Consider the following 19,452-nt stretch of genomic DNA (forward strand, 5'->3'; position numbering starts at 1 on the left):
AATGAAATATAAATTACTCGCTGCCAGTATTTTAGCGACATTAAGCACTACAGCAACAAGTGCAACGTACCAGTTAAGTGAATTAGGGACTCTTGAAGACGCTAAATACTCTTATGTAACAGATGTAAGCGAAAGCGGGCATATTATTGGTTTTGCAAATGGTTTATACAATTTACCTATTGATATCAGCTATATTGATTTCACAGAAAATATTATTGAAAATAACTACGACAATACAGAAGCTGCATTTGAATTAAGTGATAAAGAAATTACCTTTACACTTGATGACATTGAAAATAATGATGCTGTACTCACTAATGCTGATGCGCATACTTTCATGGTTAGTTTTTTATCTTCAATTTCTACAAATTTTGAATATCAGAAATTAAGCTCATTAGTTGGCATAAAGTACAATGACACACAAGTTACAGAGCAACCATTATTTGATGTTGAATCTGTTGATTATGATGGGTTAACACGTTCTACGACTAACCTTTTTAATGCTGTAAGTGAAGACGGCGTTACGGTTGGTTGGGGTAGCGCTCCATACGATAAAGTGTCTTTTACACCCGATGGTGATGATGAAGCAGAAACATGGTTTACTCATGAATTTATAGAGCGTGGGATTGTAATAAGCGCTGATGGCATGATCAAAGTTCCATTAGAACCAGAGTTTAATGAATACGGCGGCACAAGTCGTGCTAACGATATTGTTAAAACAAACAGTGGATATACTGTTGTAGGTAATATGTCTACAAGTATCCCTGACGACAGACAAGATAATATTGATGATAACTGTGATAATGAAGGTGAACCGGCATCAGTGTGTATTAATTTATTAAATACTAATATTTCACGAGGTTTATTTAATAAACGTGCTGTTAAATGGGAGCTTGACGAATCACTGAATGTTATTTCTGTTAAAGAGCTTGGTTTAGCGCTTACACCTGATGAAGGTGAGACTGAAGATGACGCTTTTACAAGTACTGCTTTAGCAGTAAATAGTAACGGTATAATTGTAGGTTCATCGAATACGCGTTATTACAAAAATGACGATACGATCCTTACAATGCCAGTTTATTTTAAAGACGGTGCAGTTACTGATTTTATTGATCAAGAAGATGATTGGCAGGCTGGTAAATCAATTGCAATTAATGATAATGATGTAATTACAGGTTATGCGACTAAGCGTATTGAAGGCACTCTACGTAATAAACTTTTCTATCATGATATAGCAACCGGTAATACCGTTTTTCCAACCGACTACTTTTCAAGTTCAAGCTCTTACGGTAACGATATAAATAATCAAGGTTATATTGTTGGTGAAGGTGAAGTGGGGGTTTCCGATAATACACGTCGTAAAGAAGCATTTATTTATAAAATTGGTGAAGATAAAATCACTAATTTAAACGATTTACTGCCTTGTTTTGATACCGATGGCGAAACTAATTACGCTTATACAATGGCCGAAGCCACATCTATTAACGAAAATAATGAAATATTTGGTACTGCGACCAAGACAGTTGAAAAGCTAGATTCTTTAGGTGGTGTAGTAACTGATGTAAATGGTGAAATTGAATATGAGAGCATTGCAGTTGCAGTTAAACTAACGCCAATCGCAAATGGTGAAGTAGAAAACTGTGCTCCACCAGAGGCTGAAGTCTATGAGCGTAACTCTGCTAGCTTCCCTTGGTATACATTATTGCTATTACCATTAGTTGGCTTAAGACGTATATTTCGCTTTTAAAGTTTACTAATATTGATTATAAAAAACCAACTTAATAAAGTTGGTTTTTTTTCGTCTATAATATTTTATAAGATTAGGATTGCCGTGAATCTTATAATTATTATTTAGCTTTAACGCTACTAATTATTTCGCGATAACCATGCCTTCTTAACAGAACGGCGCCAAATAATATCAATACCAAAATAGCCGATAATTGATGCAATAGAAGCACATACTAATGAACCGAGTAAAAAAGCAGGACCAATAGTTTCTATGCTCTCTAGAAACCAAGACCAACTAGCTTCAAATACAAAGTGTTGCTCCGGCTGATTAAGTATTAATGTCCCGACTAAGTATGAGCCATAAAAAATAGGTGGCATAGTCAGAGGGTTTGTAAGCCATACTAATGCAACTGAGATAGGTAAATTAACCCTAAATAATATAGCGCCGGCTGCTGCTAAAACCATTTGAAAAGGAACAGGGATGAAAGCAAAAAATAACCCGACTGCAAATGCACCCCGAGCAGAACGTCTATTTAAATGCCAAAGATTTGCATCTTGTAAAAGGCGTCCAAATATCCTTAGTGATTTATGATGTCTAATTTTATTTGGATCAGGTAAAAATCTTTGGATCGTTTTTTTAGCCATTTAAAGCAACCATTTACATCAGTGTGGATAAGTCTTGGGTTTGTAATTGGCTGTATAGCAACCGTATTTTATTATCAAACTCTCGAATTTACAGTATTCACAATTTTCATTGTTATAGTGAGCGCTTATTTTAAGCCGTTTTTAACCGTATTGTTAGGCTTTATTTGTGCAATTTGCTTCGTTGGTATGCATTATTACGTTTTTTATAGTTTTGAAATACCAAAACCGGATGAAAAGTATGCACTTGATTCTACATTAATTGTTGAAGAGGTTATTTCTGACAAAAAACCTCAATATATTAAAGTTAAAATAGTGGCATTAGAAGGGAGTAATTTTTTGGATTTTAGAGCACCCAAAGCAATGCTCAGTGTTAATTCTGCACAGCCTTTAATAGTAGGTGATGAATTTTCTGCTTTAATTCATTTAAAACATTTTCGTAGTAATAAAAATTTTAATGTATTTGATAATGAACGTTATGCTTTTATAAATAGAATATTATTTAAAGGTAAAGTGCTTAATAAAAATCTTAATATTATAAATAGCGACAAACAAAGCATAATTTTAGATTATCAACACTTCCTTAAAAACACTTATACGGATACAAAATTACAGTGGCTCTATTATGCATTGCTGAGCGGTGAAAAATCGTTGATGAGCTACGCTGATAAACAATTAATGCAATCTCTTGGGTTAAGTCATTTACTTGCTATATCGGGGTTACATATTGGTTTGATTTTTAGCTTCGGTTATCTTGTTACTCGATTCATATTTTCAAAAATTAATTTATCAATTGAGCAATCATCTAACCTTACTCTTTATTACAGTCTATTCGGATTTCTAGCTGCCCTTGTTTATGTATACTTAAGTGAATTTATAGTATCGGCAACGCGAGCGCTTATTATGCTCGGATGTTATCTTTTACTTTATTTCCTAGCTAAGCAGCCATTGCGTTGGCGTAGTATTTTATTTGCCTTAGTTATTGTTCTTATTGTTAACCCATTTAATTTACTCAACCCAGGACTCTATTTTTCATTTTTAGCGGTAGCTATAATTTTTACTGTTATTAATAAATTACCAATATTAAATACACGGATAAAAAATAAAGTTATTTCACTGTTTGTTATTCAAATAGCGTTATTTATTGGTTTATTGCCACTTTCACTCTATTTTTTTAATGGGGTAAGTATTGCAGGTTTGATAATAAACTTAATTGCTATACCGCTGCTTTCAATCATTATCTTACCTTTTTTAATTGTTTTTACATTACTGAGTATCTTTTTAGATATAAGTATTTTAATAAATTTGTTCGATACTGGTTTATACGCATTATTTCAATTACTTTATGAAATACCAGAATCGTTAAGATGGATAACGACTGGCAGAATTGACTCAATATTTGTCGTTTTTACTTATATTATTATGTTGATGGTTTATTTTCTTCCTTATAAATGGCTCGCTTTTATTCCAGCAATAACGCTTTTATTAAATTATTGGCTAACAGAAAAGTCTAAGTGGCAACTACATGTATTTGATGTAGGGCATGGGCTTATGGCATTAATTGAAAAAGATAAACAAGTGCTTATTTATGATTTTGGCCCCAGTTATTTCAATCGCTTTAGCCGTACGCGAAGTATTTTATTGCCTTATATTAAAGCAAATAATTTAACAGTGAAAACGGCGATTCTAAGTCATGAAGATAATGATCACGCTGGGGGATTACAGCATTTCATAGATGCTGGCTTTGGTGAAACATTACAACAATTTCATCCTAAAAATACACATAATGTATGTGAAGTCATAAACATTGATTTTGCTGGATTAAAAGTACAAAGCTTTAGTACAAAAGGGTTTGGAAATGAAAATGATGATTCATGCGTTGTTAGGGTATCAGATAATACTCATAGCGTGTTACTTACCGGTGATATATCAAAGGCGCGTGAAGCATCGCTATTAGCGGATAATAAATCGTTGAAAAGTACAGTAATGTTAAGCCCGCATCATGGCAGCGATACATCATCAAGTGTTAATTTTATAAATAACGTTGCTCCCCAAGTAGTTATTCATTCAAGTGCCTATAAAGGGCAATGGGAATTCCCCAAGCCTCTTGTCGTCGAACGTTATAACCAAATAAACGCTCAGCAATTTACGACAGGCGTTGAAGGGCAAATTAGTATTAAATTTTATGCAAAGAATTTGGCTATAGAAACAGCAAGAAGGCAGGAAAGTTACTGGTTTATCAAAGATTGACGTTTAGTTTTATCTCATCGGAGGATACAATACAGATTGTTACTGTATTTAGAGAGTGTTATGGATCAAAGTACTACACAAATTTATAAACGTCTTGTCTCGTATGTTGGCACCTACAAAAGCGTCGCATTTGTCGCAATTATTGGGATGATAGGCTATTCAGCAATGGATGCTTTATTTATTCAATTAATGAAGCCGTTTATTGATCAAGGTTTGAACCAGCGTAATACAGAAGTTTTAAAGTACGCTCCTTTTGTCGTTATCGCGTTAGTTCTAGGGCGTGGTGTTTTTAACTTTATGTCTTCTTACTGCTTAAGTTATGTAGGCTCCCAAGTTGTACGCTCTTTACGCCAAGAGTTATTTGAGCACATATTGCACTTACCCGTTTCTTTTCATGACAAAAACTCAACGGGGGATTTAATTTCAAAAATCACATTTGATACAGAACAAGTTCAACAAGCGATTACTAAAGCCTTGCTAATAGTTGTACGTGAAGGGGCATTTGTTGTATTTTTACTTGCAGTTATGTTTTATACCAGCTGGAAATTATCACTGATATTTTTAGTGATCATCCCACTTGTTGCTATTATTGTCGCTGTCGTTTCTAAACGTTTTCGCCACATTTCTAAAAATATTCAATCGGCCATGGGGCAAGTTACCCGTAGTTCAGAACAAATGCTCAGTGGACATAAAGTCATTCATGGCTTTGGCGGGCAAGAACAAGAAATAAATCACTTTTCAAAAATCAACAATCATAATCGCCAACAGCGTATTAAAATGGATGCAACTAAAGCGCTTAGTGTGTCTATAATTCAAATTTTAGCGGCAAGTGCCATGGCAGTTATTTTGTGGGCGGTGTCGTTGCCATCAATGATTGATACGATTACATCTGGTGACTTCATGGCATTAATTGCCTCAATGATGATGTTATTACGTCCGCTAAAACAACTTGCCAATGTGAATAGTGATATGCAACGTGGTATCTCTGCAGCGCAAAGTATATTTTTAGTTTTAGACGAAGAAATGGAAAAAGATACAGGCACTGTTTCGATTGATAAAGTTAAAGGTTTAATTGAAGTTAAGAACGTAACCTTTAAGTACCCAACTAAAGATGAAGCCGTATTAAACGATTTGTCGCTAACGATTGAGGCGGGTGAAAGTATTGCCTTAGTAGGGCGCTCAGGCTCTGGTAAGTCAACAATTTCTAACTTGTTACCCCGCTATTATGATTTAGAACTACCGAGTGAAATTTTACTTGATGGCATAGCACTGCAGGACTATAAATTAACTGATCTGCGTCGCCAATTTGCTTTAGTGTCTCAGCAAGTTGTGTTATTTAACGATACGATTGCCAATAATATTTGTTATGGCATAAAGCACGATGTGTCTGTTGCAGAGTTAGAGCAAGTTGCCAAACAAGCGCACGTGTGGGAATTTGTTAAAGACCTGCCTGAGCAATTAAACACCATGGTAGGCGAAAATGGGGTAATGCTCTCCGGTGGCCAACGCCAGCGAATAGCGATAGCGCGTGCAATATTAAAAGATGCACCTATTTTGATTTTAGATGAGGCAACATCAGCACTTGATACCGAATCAGAAAAGCTTATTCAGCAAGCGTTAGAAACGCTAATGAAAGATAAAACCTCTATTGTTATAGCACATCGCTTATCTACTATTGAAAACAGTGACAGAATTTATGTTATTGATAACGGTCGTGTGATAGAAAGTGGCGATCATAGTAGCTTATTAGCAAATGACGGTACTTATTCAGCACTTTGCAAAATGCAGTTTGGTGATCAGGCGTGAGCAAAATAGAGCAAAGCTGGTATAAACCATTTGGTCTAATTACTTTACTGTTATTACCATTAAGTGCTTTGTTTTGGGTTGTATCGTCATTTCGAAAATACTTATACAGCGCTAAAATACTTAAATCTTTTGAGTGCAAAACGCCTGTAATTGTAGTTGGCAATATAAGCGTTGGCGGTAATGGTAAAACGCCTTTTGTTTTGTGGCTGTATAGTCATTTAACACAGCAAGGTTTATCAGTGGGTATTATTAGTAGAGGTTATGGTGGGCAATCAGATAATTACCCGCTGTTAGTCACTTCAGTTGTTGACGCCCAACAGGCTGGAGATGAGCCTGTACTTTTATACCATCGTTTAAAGTGCCCAATAGCAGTTGGCCCTAATAGACAACACAATATCGATTTATTAGAAAAAAATTATACGCTAGATGTCATTATTTCTGATGATGGGATGCAGCATTATAAAATGCCTCGTAGCATTGAGTGTTGTATTGTTGATAGTGAACGCCGCTTTGGTAATGGTTTTGTTATGCCCGCAGGGCCACTACGCGAAACAACTAAACGCTTACAAAGTGTTGATATAGTAATTGAAAATGGCGGTGAGGCTAATAATAGCTACGTGCTGCAAGTAAGTAACCTTCGTTTAGTTAATTCAAGTGATGATGCAAAAAGTAACGTAAGCGAGGCGCATGCAATAAGTGCAATTGGGAACCCTAAACGGTTTGAAAACTCATTAGAAGCACAAAATATTAAGCTATTGTCGACTCATCACTTTAGAGATCATTATGCTTATACAGCAGATGATTTTATTCAGTTTGGTGATGATTGCATTATAATGACCGAAAAAGACGCGGTTAAATGTAAGTCCTTTGCAAAACCTAATTGGTATTATTTACCTGTAGATGCAGAGCCTTCCGATAGCGTAATAAACACATTAAATTCATTATTAAAAGAAAAAGGAATACTCAATGGCCTTTGATACAAAATTACTCGAGATAATTGCCTGCCCAGTTTGTAAGGGTAAATTACGCTTTGATAGAGAAAACAACGAACTAATTAGTACTGCAGCTAAGCTTGCTTACCCCGTTCAAGATGATATTCCAGTATTGCTTGAAAACGAAGCACGTGAGTTATCTTTAGAAGAGGTTGAAAAGTGGAATTCGTAGTTGTAATTCCTGCACGTTTTGCATCAACCCGACTACCTGGTAAGCCGCTTGCTGATATTTGCGGTAAGCCAATGGTTCAACATGTTTACGAAAAAGCATGTTTATCAGGTGCAAGTAAAGTGGTTATAGCAACCGATCATCAAAAAGTGTTTGATGCAGTAAGTTTATTTACTAGTGATGTTGTAATGACTCGCGAAGATCACCAATCGGGTACTGAGCGTTTAGCCGAAGTAGTTGATTTACTTGATCTCGACAGCAATACAATTGTGGTTAATGTACAAGGCGATGAGCCCTTACTTGCGCCAGAAAACGTATCTCAAGTTGCTGCACTATTAAGTGATTCAACAGCACCAATGGCAACGTTAAGTGTTGCTATTGAAGAGCGTGATGAAGTATTTAATCCTAATGCCGTTAAAGTGGTTAGCGATATAAATAAAAATGCGCTGTATTTTTCTCGTGCAAGTATTCCGTTTGATAGAAGCACAATGATGAATGACAGCAGTGCTCTTAATTTAGCGCCATTTCAGCGCCACGTAGGTATTTATGCGTACAGAGCGGGTTTTATTAAACAATATATAGAATTGAGCGTATCGCCACTTGAGCTACTTGAATCGCTTGAGCAGTTACGTGTGTTGTATCATGGTTATAAAATCAAAATAGAACAAGCTCAAATAGCCCCTCATGCAGGTGTCGATACGCCCGATGACTTAGCGAAAGTGATAGGGCATATTAAAAGTACAAGCGCGTGAGTGAACAAGTAAGTAAAATATTAAAAATCGTTTTTACACATAACGATTTTTATATTTTAGAAAAGCCAGCGGGTCTTAATTTTCATTCGGAAGAGGGCCCCGGCTTTGTTGTGTTAGCCGAACAACAATTAGCGCAAAAGCTTTATGCCGTTCATCGTTTAGATAAAGTGACATCAGGGCTGATTATTTTAGCGCGAAACAAAGCCGCTGCGGCCAGCTTTACTGTTATGTTTACTGAGCATGCGATTGCTAAATTTTATTTAGCGATTAGTGACGCTAAACCAAAAAAGAAGCAAGGTTGGATTAAAGGCGATATGGCTAAATCTCGCCGTGGCTCGTTTAAGTTACTAACGAGTAAGCTTAACCCTGCAATCACCCGATTTTATTCGCTAAGTTATAAGCCGGGATTTAGAGGGTATATTTTAAAGCCTTATTCAGGAAAGACGCATCAATTAAGAGTGGCACTAAAAAGTATTGGCTCTGCTATTTTAGGCGATGCAATGTATTCAGGCACGCCATCAAATCGTACCTATTTACATGCATATGCATTGAGCTTTTTATGGCTAGGTGAACAAATACAGCTAACTTTATTACCCGATAATGGTGATGAGTATTTGGCGTTAATTAAACATCAAGATTTTCAAGCATGGCAATCGCCATGGCAACTGGATTGGTAAATGAGCGAAAAAGTTACAGATATACGTTTTGGTGGTATTAAACGTTTATATGGTCATCAACAGTTTGATTGGCTTCAAGAAGCACATTTTTGTGTAGTAGGGATTGGTGGTGTAGGGAGCTGGACAGCAGAAGCACTTGCACGTACTGGTGTTGGTAAAATAACATTGATTGATTTGGATGATATTTGCGCAACTAACGTCAATAGACAAATTCATGCGTTAACGGGCACTATTGGTCAAGCTAAAGTAGATGCAATGAAAGCGCGCTGCGAGCTTATTAATCCAGAGTGCCAAATTAATGTAATAGATGACTTTATTACGCTTGATAATATTCAAGAGCATATTCAAGGTTTTGATTATGTAATTGATTGTATTGATGCAGTTAAAGAAAAAGCAGCGTTAATTGCTCACTGTAAACGTAATAAACTACCTATAATTACAACTGGTGGTGCTGGCGGGCAAACAGATCCTAGCCAAATAACGTTTGGTGATGTAGCCAAAACTACGCAAGACCCATTGCTTGCAAAAGTACGTTATATTTTGCGTAAGCAATATAATTTTAGTAATAATCCTAAACGTAAATTTAATATTGATTGTGTTTACTCAACAGAGCAATTGGTTTACCCAGGAAGCGATGGCAGCGTATGTCATGCAAAGCAAAGTGCTGATGGCTCGATGAATATGGATTGTAATAATGGTTTTGGATCTGTGACTATGATCACAGGAAGCTTTGGCTTTTTTGTTGCGGCAAAAGCGGTGCGTAAATATCTAGATAAAAAACAACGCTCGCAAGCTTAGTTTTTGCTAACTAAGCTTTTGTTGTGCCATGGTTTGTATTTTATCAACCATGGCTTTAATACCATTACCACGTGATGCGCTTAAGTGGCTTATAAGGCCGAGCTTTTCAAATTCTTCATACGCATTTTTATTCACTACTTGCTCTGGTGTGAGGCCATTGTAAAGCGCTAAAATAATGGCTAATAATCCTTTTACTATACGTGTATCTGAGTCACCAATTACAACAAGTGTATTTTCTGTTAAATCAAATTCAACAAACATCCATACTTTGCTTTCACAGCCTGGTACAAGTGCATCATCAGTCTTCAAAACATCAGCTAAAACAGGTAAAGTTTTTCCTAAAAGCATTATCTCACGATATTTTTGCTGCCAAGCGGGCGCATTTTTTATAGATTCTGTGACTTTGTTAAACGTATTTGTCATGAGTTATCCTAATTAATTCTATTAAAGTGACGTTTAGTCCAGTAAAGCGATACATTTTTTAAGTGAATCAATGAATATATCTACATCTTCATAGGTATTATAAAAACAAAAGCTCGCTCTTAGCGTTCCATTAAGCCCTAAATGTGTCATTAATGGCTGTGTACAATGGTGTCCACTCCTTACTGCAACCCCGTAACCGTCAAGTAAAGTTGCCAAATCATAAGGATGTTCATCATTTAAGTTGAAGCAGAGTGTACCAATATTGTCAGATAGGTTGCTATATATTGTAATGCCATCAACCTTTACCAATTTTTGAGCTGCATAACTAAACAATTTTTGCTCATATTGCTGGATTTTTGCGTGATCTAATTCATTTAAATAGTCTAATGCGGCACCAAAGCCTAAAACTCCAGAGATATTTGGTGTTCCAGTTTCAAATTTTGCAGGCGCAGGACGATAAGTACTGTGAGTTAAGTACACTTTATCGATCATTTCCCCACCTGATTGGTAAATCTCAAGGGTATTTAATTGCTCATATCGACCATAAAGTACACCTAATCCTGTTGGACCGAGCATTTTATGGCTTGAGCAGACATAAAAGTCACAGTTTAATTCACGTAAATTGGGTTTTAAATGCAGTGCACCCTGTGCACCATCCACTAGAACAAGAGAATTGACGTCTTTTGCAGCTCTAATAAGTGGTTTTAAATCGGTGATATTACCCAGTGTGTTAGATGCTTGTGTAATAGCTAATAGGGTAGGTTTTGTTTCTTTTATAAATTCACAGCATTCTTTGGTGTTCAGCGTGCCATTTTTATTTAGTGGAAGCGCTATTAATTTAGCACCCGTTTGTTGACTCACTATTTGCCAAGGCACTATGTTTGCATGATGCTCAAGCGGAGATATCATTATGGTATGACTTTCATTTAAGCGCTTTTTTAATCCGTTAGCGACCAAGTTAATGGCTTCTGTAGCGCCTTTAGTCCATACAATCTCTTTACTAAATACATTGAAATACTCTGCAGTTTTATCCCGTACTTGTTCATATGCATAAGTTGCTTGCTCGCTAAGTGTATGGCGTCCACGGTGTACATTAGCGTTTTGAAACGTATAGAATTCAGTAATTGTATCTATAACTGATTGAGGCTTTTGTGAGGTTGCTGCTGAGTCTAAATAAACAAGCGGGCAGCCGTTTATTGTTTGATTTAATGTTGGGAAGTCGTTTCTAATTTTATTTATATCAAACTTTAAAGCAAGCATGGCTCATCTACATAGTGTTTTTAAGGCAGGAATTGTAATCGGTTTATGATAATTCTCAAGTGTTGTTAATAAAAAAGGCCGCAAAATGCGGCCTTTTTAAACTAACCAACGTTAATTAACGCTTGTCAGTTGATACGTAGTCACGTTGAGTGTAACCAGTATAAAGTTGACGAGGGCGGCTGATCTTATGACCAGGTTGAGATAGCATCTCATCCCAGTGAGTGATCCAACCAACAGTACGTGCCATTGCAAAGATTACAGTGAACATGCTTGTTGGAATACCAATCGCTTTTAAGATAATACCAGAGTAGAAATCTACATTAGGGTATAGTTTTTTCTCTACAAAGTATGGGTCTTCAAGCGCAATTTGCTCAAGCTTCATAGCAATATCAAGAAGTGGATCTTGGATATTCAGCTCAGCTAAAACTTCGTGACACGTTTGACGCATTACTGTAGCGCGTGGGTCAAAGTTTTTGTAAACACGGTGTCCAAAGCCCATAAGGCGGAAAGGGTCAGCTTTATCTTTAGCTTTAGCTACGTATTCATCAATACGGTCAACAGAGCCAATCTCTTCTAACATGTTTAAACATGCTTCATTAGCGCCGCCGTGAGCAGGGCCCCATAAAGATGCAATACCAGCTGCAATACATGCATACGGGTTAGCACCAGATGAACCAGCAAGACGAACTGTTGAAGTTGATGCATTTTGTTCATGATCTGCATGAAGCATAAAGATTTTATCCATTGCCTTAGCAGTAACAGGATTAACTTTATATTCTTCAGCAGGTACAGAGAACATCATGTGTAAGAAGTTTTCTGCGTAGCTTAAATCGTTACGTGGGTATACAAACGGTTGGCCGATATTTGTTTTATAAGCCATTGCCGCGATTGTTGGTAACTTAGCAACAAGCTTAATTGCGCTTGTTTTACGTTGTTCAGCATCAGTAATATCAAGGTCTTCATGATAGAAAGATGATAATGCACCCACTACACCACAAAGCATTGCCATTGGGTGAGCGTCAAAGCGGAAACCTTGGAAAAAGTTAGCAATCTTCTCGTCAAGCATAGTGCTTGTAGTGATTTCATTCTTAAAAACTTCATATTGTTCTTTAGAAGGTAACTCACCATTTAAAAGTAAGTAACAAAGTTCAATGTAATTTGAGTCTTCAGCTAATTGCTCAATTGGGTAACCGCGGTGAAGTAATACACCTTTACCACCATCGATATAGGTGATTGCAGATTCACAAGAACCAGTCGACATGAAACCTGGGTCATAAGTAAAGTGACCGTGTGAACCTAACGTACGTACGTCGATTACATCTTGGCCAGCAGTGCCTTGATAAATTGGAAGTTCGATTGGATCTAGTCCATCAATTTGGACTGTGGCTTTTTTATCTGCCATCGTTATGTATCTCCTATTAAGATATCTATTCTGATTTTTAGATTTTAAAGTTCTGAAATCTGTTTTAAGCACATCTTTTCATTTTAACGTGAAAGAGGGGGTTAAAGTCAATTTTTATAAACATTATGCATATATGTATAATAAATATTCGGTATTAATTAAATATAATACTATTGGCTAATTCGCAAACATCTCTAAATAAACAAGAATTGTAAAAAGCCCTGTGGGTATATATACTAACGGTGGTTTTAAACCGTATTGTATTTGGGTAAACATATTCTTAACAGCTTAAAATTTACAGGTTTGTGAACTTTAATTGTTTTGGTACGTTTATTTTGATAGTTCCATCAGTAATATTTGGTGGGTTTTTAGAAAAACAAGTAGATGAGCTCCACTGTGAGCAAGATGGGCAAGTAACTGTGAAAAAGCAAAGACCTGTAAATCTAGATCTAACAACTATATCTATGCCGGCAACGGCTAAAGCTTCAATTTTTCACCGCGTCACCGGTGTTGCATTATTTTTTGCTTTAACGTTTGTCATTTGGGCTTGGTCTGAGTCTCTCTCTTCAGCTGAAAGTTTTGAATTCGTCAAGGGTCTGTTTAACGGATTCATTGCCAAATTTATAGCTTGGGGCACTGTTTCTGTATTAGGTTATCACCTTATTGGTGGTATCCGTCATATGATTATGGATATGGGACATTGGGAAGAACTTGAATCAGGTAACCTCAGCGCTAAAGTTTCAATGGCTCTTGGTGTTGTGTTTGCCGTATTGGCAGGGGTGTGGATATGGTTTTAAATCAAGCAACTCTAAAACGTGATGGTGTACAAGACTTCGTATCTTTACGTACCACGGCATTAATAATCAGCGCTTACGCGATTTTTATTATCGGCTATTTTTTAGCGACGCCAGAAGTCACTTTCGAAGCCTGGACAGGCCTCTTCTCTAACCTAGCAATGAAAGGGTTTACGTTAATTACCCTTGTTTGCATTATGGTTCATACCCGCATTGGCCTTTGGCAAGTTCTTACAGACTATGTTAAGTGCGCAAAGCTTCGTGCAGTTTTAGGTTTTGTATTAAACCTAATGGCCGTTGCTTACGTAGCTATTGGTCTAATCGTATTATGGGGTGTTTAAGTGAAATATTCTGTTCGTGAATTTGACGCCGTAGTAATTGGTGCAGGTGGTGCAGGTATGCGCGCTGCTTTAGCAATTACAGAATCTGGCAAAACGTGTGCATTAATATCTAAAGTATTTCCAACGCGCTCACACACTGTATCTGCTCAAGGCGGTATTACGGTTGCGCTTGGTAATTCACACGAAGATAACTGGGAATGGCATATGTACGATACCGTTAAAGGTTCCGATTTCATCGGTGACCAAGACGCTATTGAATACATGTGTCAAACTGGCCCAGAAGCTATTACTGAATTAGAAAACATGGGTTTACCATTTTCTCGTTTTGAAAATGGCCGTGTTTACCAACGTCCTTTCGGTGGTCAATCGAAAAACTTTGGTGGTGAACAAGCCGCACGTACTGCAGCAGCTGCTGACCGTACAGGCCATGCTTTATTACACCTTCTTTATCAACAAAACGTTAAAAACAAAACAAATGTATTCTCTGAATGGTATGCACTTGATTTAGTTAAAAACGATAATGGTGATGTAGTAGGGTGTACTGCAATTGAGATTGAGACAGGTGAAGTTACCTTCTTTAAATCTAAAGCTGTTGTATTAGCTACTGGTGGTGCAGGTCGTATATTCGCATCAACCACTAATGCTCACATTAACACTGGTGACGGTGTTGGTATGGCAACACGTGCTGGTATTTCTATGCAAGACATGGAAATGTGGCAGTTCCACCCAACGGGTATTGCAGGTGCTGGTACGCTAGTAACTGAAGGTTGTCGTGGTGAAGGCGGTTATCTTTTAAATAAAGATGGCGAGCGCTTCATGGAACGTTACGCTCCAAACGCAAAAGACTTAGCGTCTCGCGACGTTGTTGCACGTTCAATGATGACTGAGATCCGTGAAGGGCGTGGCTGTGATGGTCCTTGGGGTCCACATCTTAAGTTAAAACTTGACCACTTAGGTGAAGAAACACTTAACTTACGTCTTCCTGGCGTATGTGACCTTGCTAAAACATTCGCTCACGTTGACCCTGCAAAAGAGCCAATTCCAGTAATTCCAACTTGTCATTATATGATGGGTGGTGTTCCTACGAATGTAAATGGACAAGCGCTACAAATCGATGCTCAAGGCAACGAAACAGTAGTTCAAGGTTTATTTGCAGTAGGTGAAATTGCCTGTGTATCTGTACATGGTGCAAACCGCTTAGGTGGTAACTCATTACTAGATTTAGTTGTGTTTGGTCGTGCTGCGGGTAACTTCTTAGGTAAGTACCTGAATGACGTTGAAATATCTAAAGCTGCTTCAGAATCAGATTTAGAAGCGTCTCTTGCACGTTACAATCGTTGGGAAAATTCAACGGCTGGCCAAGGTGAAGATCCAGTTCAAATCAAAAAAGACCTACAACAATGTATGCAGCTTAACTTCTCGGTATTCCGTGAGGGTGACTCAATGGCAGCAGGTCTTCAAGAACTTAAAGAAATTCGTGAACGTCTGCAACATGCTCGTCTTGATGATAAATCATCAGACTTCAACACGCAGCGTATCGAATGTCTTGAACTAGACAACTTAATGGAAACAGCTTACTCAACTGCAGTAGCTGCAAACTTCCGTACAGAAAGCCGTGGTGCACATTCTCGCTTTGACTTCCCAGATCGTGATGACGAAAACTGGTTATGTCACTCAGTATTCAATCCTGTAACGGATGAAATGAGTAAGCGTGACGTGAACTATGCGCCTAAAACGCGTGAAGCTTTCCCACCTAAAGCACGTGTTTACTAGGAGATAGACGATGGCACAAGTACAATTTTCAGTTTATCGTTATAATCCAGATGTTGACAACGCTCCTCGTATGCAAGAATACACCTTGCAAACAGAGGAAGGTCACGACATGATGGTGTTGGATGCACTTATTCTTCTAAAAGAACAAGATCCTACATTATCTTTCCGTCGTTCATGCCGTGAAGGTGTGTGTGGATCTGATGGTGTTAACATGAATGGTAAAAATGGTTTAGCATGTATTACTCCTTTATCTACGCTACAAAAAAATGGCAAAGGTAAAATAGTAGTACGTCCACTACCAGGTTTACCTGTGGTTCGTGACCTTGTTATTGACATGAGTCAGTTCTACACTCAGTACGAAAAAGTTAAACCTTATTTAATTAATGATCAGCCTGCAGCAGGCGAACGTCTTCAAACTATTGAAGAACGTGATAAATTAGACGGGTTATATGAGTGTATTTTGTGTGCATGTTGTTCAACATCGTGTCCTTCGTTCTGGTGGAATCCAGACAAGTTCATTGGTCCAGCAGGCCTTCTTCATGCTTACCGTTTCTTGGCTGATAGCCGAGATACAGCAACTGAAGAACGTTTAGCGGATTTAGACGATGCGTTCAGTGTGTTCCGTTGTCACAGTATCATGAACTGTGTTAGCGTTTGTCCTAAGGGTCTTAATCCGACCAAAGCAATTGGACAAATCAAATCTATGTTACTAAACCGAGCGGTTTGATAGCTTAGTAAAGGTAAGATGGCTAATATTAAAATTATATTAGCCATCTTGTTATAATAACTATTAATTTCTGCGCTAAAAAAAAGGGCTTATAAATGCACGAAGGTGTGATGAAGGCATGGCTAGAATCTTCACATTTAAACGGCGGCAACGTTGCTTATGTAGAAGAGCTTTATGAAGCGTATTTAGACGATGCGACTTCTGTGCCAGACGAATGGCGAGAAGTGTTTGAACAATTACCTAAAGTTGATGGTGTGGATGTTGAAGTAAAACATTCAGAGGTTCGAGCACAGTTTGCACAGCTTGCTAAAAACAAGCATAGAGAAGTAGTGGTAGCAGAGGGTAGTGGCGGTGACCTTAAACAGGTTAAAGTTCTACAACTTATTAATGCTTTCCGTTTTCGAGGACACCAAAATGCAAACCTAGATCCATTAGGCATTTGGCAGCGAGAACGTGTACGAGATTTAGAGCTAGAGTACCACGACTTATCTTCAAGTGATTTTGACCGCGAGTTTAACGTAGGATCGTTTGCCGTTGGGCGCGATACTATGCCTTTAGGTGAATTATACCAAGCTCTGAAAACTACTTATTGTGGTTCGGTTGGCGCTGAGTATATGCACATCACATCAACAGAGGAAAAACGTTGGTTACAACAACGTCTAGAATCTGTCCAGTCTAGACCTAAATTCTCAAAAGATGAAAAGCTTCGTATCCTTAAAGGGCTTACAGCAGCTGATGGTCTTGAAAAATATTTAGGCTCAAAGTTTCCAGGTGCTAAACGTTTTTCACTTGAAGGTGGTGATGCGTTAGTTCCAATGCTTAAAGAGCTTATTCACCGTGCTGGTGAAAGCGGCCAACAAGAAGCTGTTATTGGTATGGCTCACCGCGGTCGTTTAAATGTTCTTGTGAACGTACTTGGTAAAAACCCATCAGAGCTATTTGATGAATTTGCTGGTATTCATAAAGAAACATTAAGTTCTGGTGATGTTAAGTATCATATGGGTTACTCGTCTGATTTTGCTACCAAAGGTGGCAATGTACATATGGCGCTTGCTTTTAACCCATCACATCTTGAAATTGTTAATCCAGTAGTTATGGGCTCTGTGCGTGCTCGTCTTGATCGCTTAGGTGACAGCTCTGGTATTAAAGCATTACCAATTACGATTCATGGTGACTCTGCGATTGCTGGTCAAGGTGTTGTACAAGAAACGTTTAATATGTCACAAACTAACGCGTTTAGTTGTGGTGGTAGCATTCGTATTGTTGTTAACAACCAAGTAGGTTTCACAACCTCGAAGCAAGATGACGTTCGTTCAACGCCATACTGTACTGACATTGCTAAAATGGTTCAGTCTCCTATCTTCCATGTTAATTCAGATGATCCTGAAGCAGTTGCATTTGTTACTCAAATTGCACTTGATTTTAGAAATCAGTTTAAGCGTGATGTAGTAATCGATTTAGTTTGTTATCGTCGCCATGGTCACAATGAAGCTGATGAGCCTAATGCAACTCAGCCTGTTATGTACCAAAAAATCAAAAAACATCCAGTGCCGCGTTTAATCTATGCAAATCAACTTATTGCTGAAGGTTCTTTCTCTGAACAAGAAATTAAAGCGCTCGCTGATGAATATCGTGATGCATTAGATGAAGGTAACTGTGTTGTTTCTGAAATACAGCCAGAGACTTCACATTCTTCTGATTGGGCAAAGTATGTTGGTCATGAATGGGACGTTGAGTATGATGCTAGCGTACCTTTAGAAGAGCTTAAGGCTCTTGGTGAGAAGATAGCTTCTTACCCAGAGCAGTATAAAGCACAGTCACGCGTTAAAAAGATCTATGACGACCGTAAACTAATGGCTTCTGGAGAGAAACCACTTGATTGGGGTATGGCTGAAACGCTTGCTTATGCAACAATTGCAACTGAAGGTACTGATATTCGTTTAACGGGTCAGGATTCAGGACGTGGTACTTTTTTCCACCGTCATGCGGTAGTTCATAGCCAATCAGACGGTGCTACTTATACGCCGCTTCAACACTTGAGTGAAGACCAAGGTACTTTTCAAATATTTGACTCTGTTCTTTCTGAAGAAGCTGTTGTTGCCTTTGAATATGGTTATGCAACTGCGGAGCCAACTTCATTACTACTTTGGGAAGCTCAATTTGGTGATTTTGCCAATGGCGCTCAAGTAGTATTTGACCAATTTTTAAGTTCTGGTGAGCAAAAATGGGGCCGTCTATGTGGTCTTACAATATTGTTACCTCATGGTTACGAAGGTCAAGGTCCAGAGCATAGTTCAGCACGCCTAGAGCGTTTCTTACAACTATGTGCTGATCACAATATGCAAGTGTGTGTTCCTTCAACGCCAGCGCAAGTTTACGCTATGCTTCGTCGTCAATCAGTTCGACCACTTCGTCGTCCATTGATTGTTATGACGCCTAAGTCACTACTGCGTCATCCGCTTGCTACTTCATCACTTGAAGAACTTTCACACGGTGTTTTCCATAATATGATTGACGAAATCGATGATATTAAGCCAGAGAAAGTAGAGCGTGTTGTATTTTGTAGCGGTAAAGTTTACTACGAGCTATTACAAGAACGTCGTAAGCTTGAGCAAGATAATATTGCAATTGTACGTGTTGAGCAGTTATACCCGTTCCCACACGATGAAATGCAAACAATTATAGAGCGTTACCAACACGTAACTGATTTTGTTTGGTGTCAAGAAGAGCCACAAAACCAAGGTGCATGGTACTGTTCACAACATCACTTTATTGATGCAATCCCACAAGGTGCTAAATTAAAATATGCAGGTCGTAAAGCCTCTGCATCGCCAGCGTGTGGTTACATGTCAGTACATACTAAAGAACAACAAGCGCTCGTAGCCGACGCGCTTACTATAGAAAATAAAGGATAAGCA

General features: G+C 38.0%; 17 protein-coding genes. 13 read left to right on the top strand and 4 right to left on the bottom strand.

Features of this window, described 5'->3' with window-relative positions; translation table 11 throughout:
* The first annotated feature begins 1 nt into the window (after position 1).
* The gene (locus H4J63_RS04690; protein WP_182194864.1) at positions 2–1,747 is read left to right on the top strand and encodes a DUF3466 family protein; all 1,746 of its coding nucleotides are present in this window, start codon (positions 2–4) and stop codon (positions 1,745–1,747) included.
* A gap of 119 nt (positions 1,748–1,866) precedes the next feature.
* Here H4J63_RS04690 and H4J63_RS04695 read toward each other — a convergent pair whose 3' ends face one another.
* Complete coding sequence (locus H4J63_RS04695) at positions 1,867–2,373, bottom strand: DUF2062 domain-containing protein (RefSeq protein ID WP_007586895.1); 507 nt, start codon at positions 2,371–2,373, stop codon at positions 1,867–1,869.
* Between H4J63_RS04695 and H4J63_RS04700 the strand changes: the two genes are divergently transcribed.
* Genes H4J63_RS04700 through tcdA form a run of 7 tightly spaced genes read left to right on the top strand, consistent with a single transcriptional unit; the run spans position 2,353 to position 9,814 of the window.
* A complete protein-coding gene (locus tag H4J63_RS04700) occupies positions 2,353–4,620 on the top strand; it encodes a DNA internalization-related competence protein ComEC/Rec2 (RefSeq protein WP_024604815.1) in 2,268 nt (755 codons plus the stop codon). The two genes, H4J63_RS04695 and H4J63_RS04700, sit on opposite strands and share 21 nt — an antisense overlap.
* Before the next feature lie 60 nt (positions 4,621–4,680).
* Positions 4,681–6,426, top strand: coding sequence for a lipid A export permease/ATP-binding protein MsbA (gene msbA / locus H4J63_RS04705; protein ID WP_182194867.1), 1,746 nt, complete (start codon positions 4,681–4,683; stop codon positions 6,424–6,426).
* A complete protein-coding gene (gene lpxK / locus H4J63_RS04710; protein WP_024594729.1) occupies positions 6,423–7,403 on the top strand; it encodes a tetraacyldisaccharide 4'-kinase in 981 nt (326 codons plus the stop codon). The genes msbA and lpxK overlap by 4 nt, the downstream gene beginning before the upstream one ends.
* Entirely contained in the window at positions 7,393–7,590 is a 198-nt protein-coding gene (locus tag H4J63_RS04715) for a Trm112 family protein (protein ID WP_002961789.1), read from the top strand. The genes lpxK and H4J63_RS04715 overlap by 11 nt, the downstream gene beginning before the upstream one ends.
* A complete protein-coding gene (gene kdsB, locus H4J63_RS04720; RefSeq protein ID WP_024594728.1) occupies positions 7,578–8,339 on the top strand; it encodes a 3-deoxy-manno-octulosonate cytidylyltransferase in 762 nt (253 codons plus the stop codon). Before H4J63_RS04715 ends, kdsB begins: the two co-directional genes overlap by 13 nt.
* Positions 8,336–9,016, top strand: coding sequence for a TIGR01621 family pseudouridine synthase (locus H4J63_RS04725; protein WP_024604817.1), 681 nt, complete (start codon positions 8,336–8,338; stop codon positions 9,014–9,016). The genes kdsB and H4J63_RS04725 overlap by 4 nt, the downstream gene beginning before the upstream one ends.
* On the top strand, positions 9,017–9,814 hold the full coding sequence (gene tcdA / locus H4J63_RS04730) for a tRNA cyclic N6-threonylcarbamoyladenosine(37) synthase TcdA (protein ID WP_024603405.1): 798 nt from the start codon (positions 9,017–9,019) through the stop codon (positions 9,812–9,814).
* A 6-nt stretch (positions 9,815–9,820) separates the two neighbouring features.
* On the opposite strand, the gene H4J63_RS04735 is transcribed toward tcdA, so the two are convergent.
* From H4J63_RS04735 to H4J63_RS04745, 3 genes are all read right to left on the bottom strand, one after another.
* The gene (locus H4J63_RS04735; protein ID WP_007586879.1) at positions 9,821–10,237 is read right to left on the bottom strand and encodes a SufE family protein; all 417 of its coding nucleotides are present in this window, start codon (positions 10,235–10,237) and stop codon (positions 9,821–9,823) included.
* A 33-nt stretch (positions 10,238–10,270) separates the two neighbouring features.
* Positions 10,271–11,497, bottom strand: a complete 1,227-nt coding sequence (locus H4J63_RS04740) for a SufS family cysteine desulfurase (RefSeq protein WP_182194869.1) — start codon at positions 11,495–11,497, stop codon at positions 10,271–10,273.
* A 115-nt stretch (positions 11,498–11,612) separates the two neighbouring features.
* Positions 11,613–12,899, bottom strand: coding sequence for a citrate synthase (locus H4J63_RS04745; RefSeq protein WP_024594661.1), 1,287 nt, complete (start codon positions 12,897–12,899; stop codon positions 11,613–11,615).
* Positions 12,900–13,318: 419 nt separating this feature from the next.
* Here H4J63_RS04745 and sdhC point away from each other — a divergent pair, with 419 nt between their 5' ends.
* The 5 genes from sdhC to sucA all read left to right on the top strand — a co-directional run bounded on the left by sdhC (position 13,319) and on the right by sucA (position 19,449).
* On the top strand, positions 13,319–13,696 hold the full coding sequence (gene sdhC / locus H4J63_RS04750; RefSeq protein ID WP_076914908.1) for a succinate dehydrogenase, cytochrome b556 subunit: 378 nt from the start codon (positions 13,319–13,321) through the stop codon (positions 13,694–13,696).
* Positions 13,687–14,034, top strand: coding sequence for a succinate dehydrogenase, hydrophobic membrane anchor protein (sdhD, locus tag H4J63_RS04755; protein ID WP_007586873.1), 348 nt, complete (start codon positions 13,687–13,689; stop codon positions 14,032–14,034). The genes sdhC and sdhD overlap by 10 nt, the downstream gene beginning before the upstream one ends.
* Positions 14,035–15,807, top strand: coding sequence for a succinate dehydrogenase flavoprotein subunit (gene sdhA, locus H4J63_RS04760; RefSeq protein ID WP_024594659.1), 1,773 nt, complete (start codon positions 14,035–14,037; stop codon positions 15,805–15,807).
* A gap of 10 nt (positions 15,808–15,817) precedes the next feature.
* A complete protein-coding gene (locus H4J63_RS04765; protein WP_007375751.1) occupies positions 15,818–16,534 on the top strand; it encodes a succinate dehydrogenase iron-sulfur subunit in 717 nt (238 codons plus the stop codon).
* 95 nt (positions 16,535–16,629) lie between these two features.
* A complete protein-coding gene (gene sucA, locus H4J63_RS04770) occupies positions 16,630–19,449 on the top strand; it encodes a 2-oxoglutarate dehydrogenase E1 component (RefSeq protein WP_024604821.1) in 2,820 nt (939 codons plus the stop codon).
* Positions 19,450–19,452: the final 3 nt, after the last annotated feature.

The organism is Pseudoalteromonas sp. 5Ae-yellow (assembly GCF_014077565.1).
Classification (GTDB): domain Bacteria; phylum Pseudomonadota; class Gammaproteobacteria; order Enterobacterales; family Alteromonadaceae; genus Pseudoalteromonas.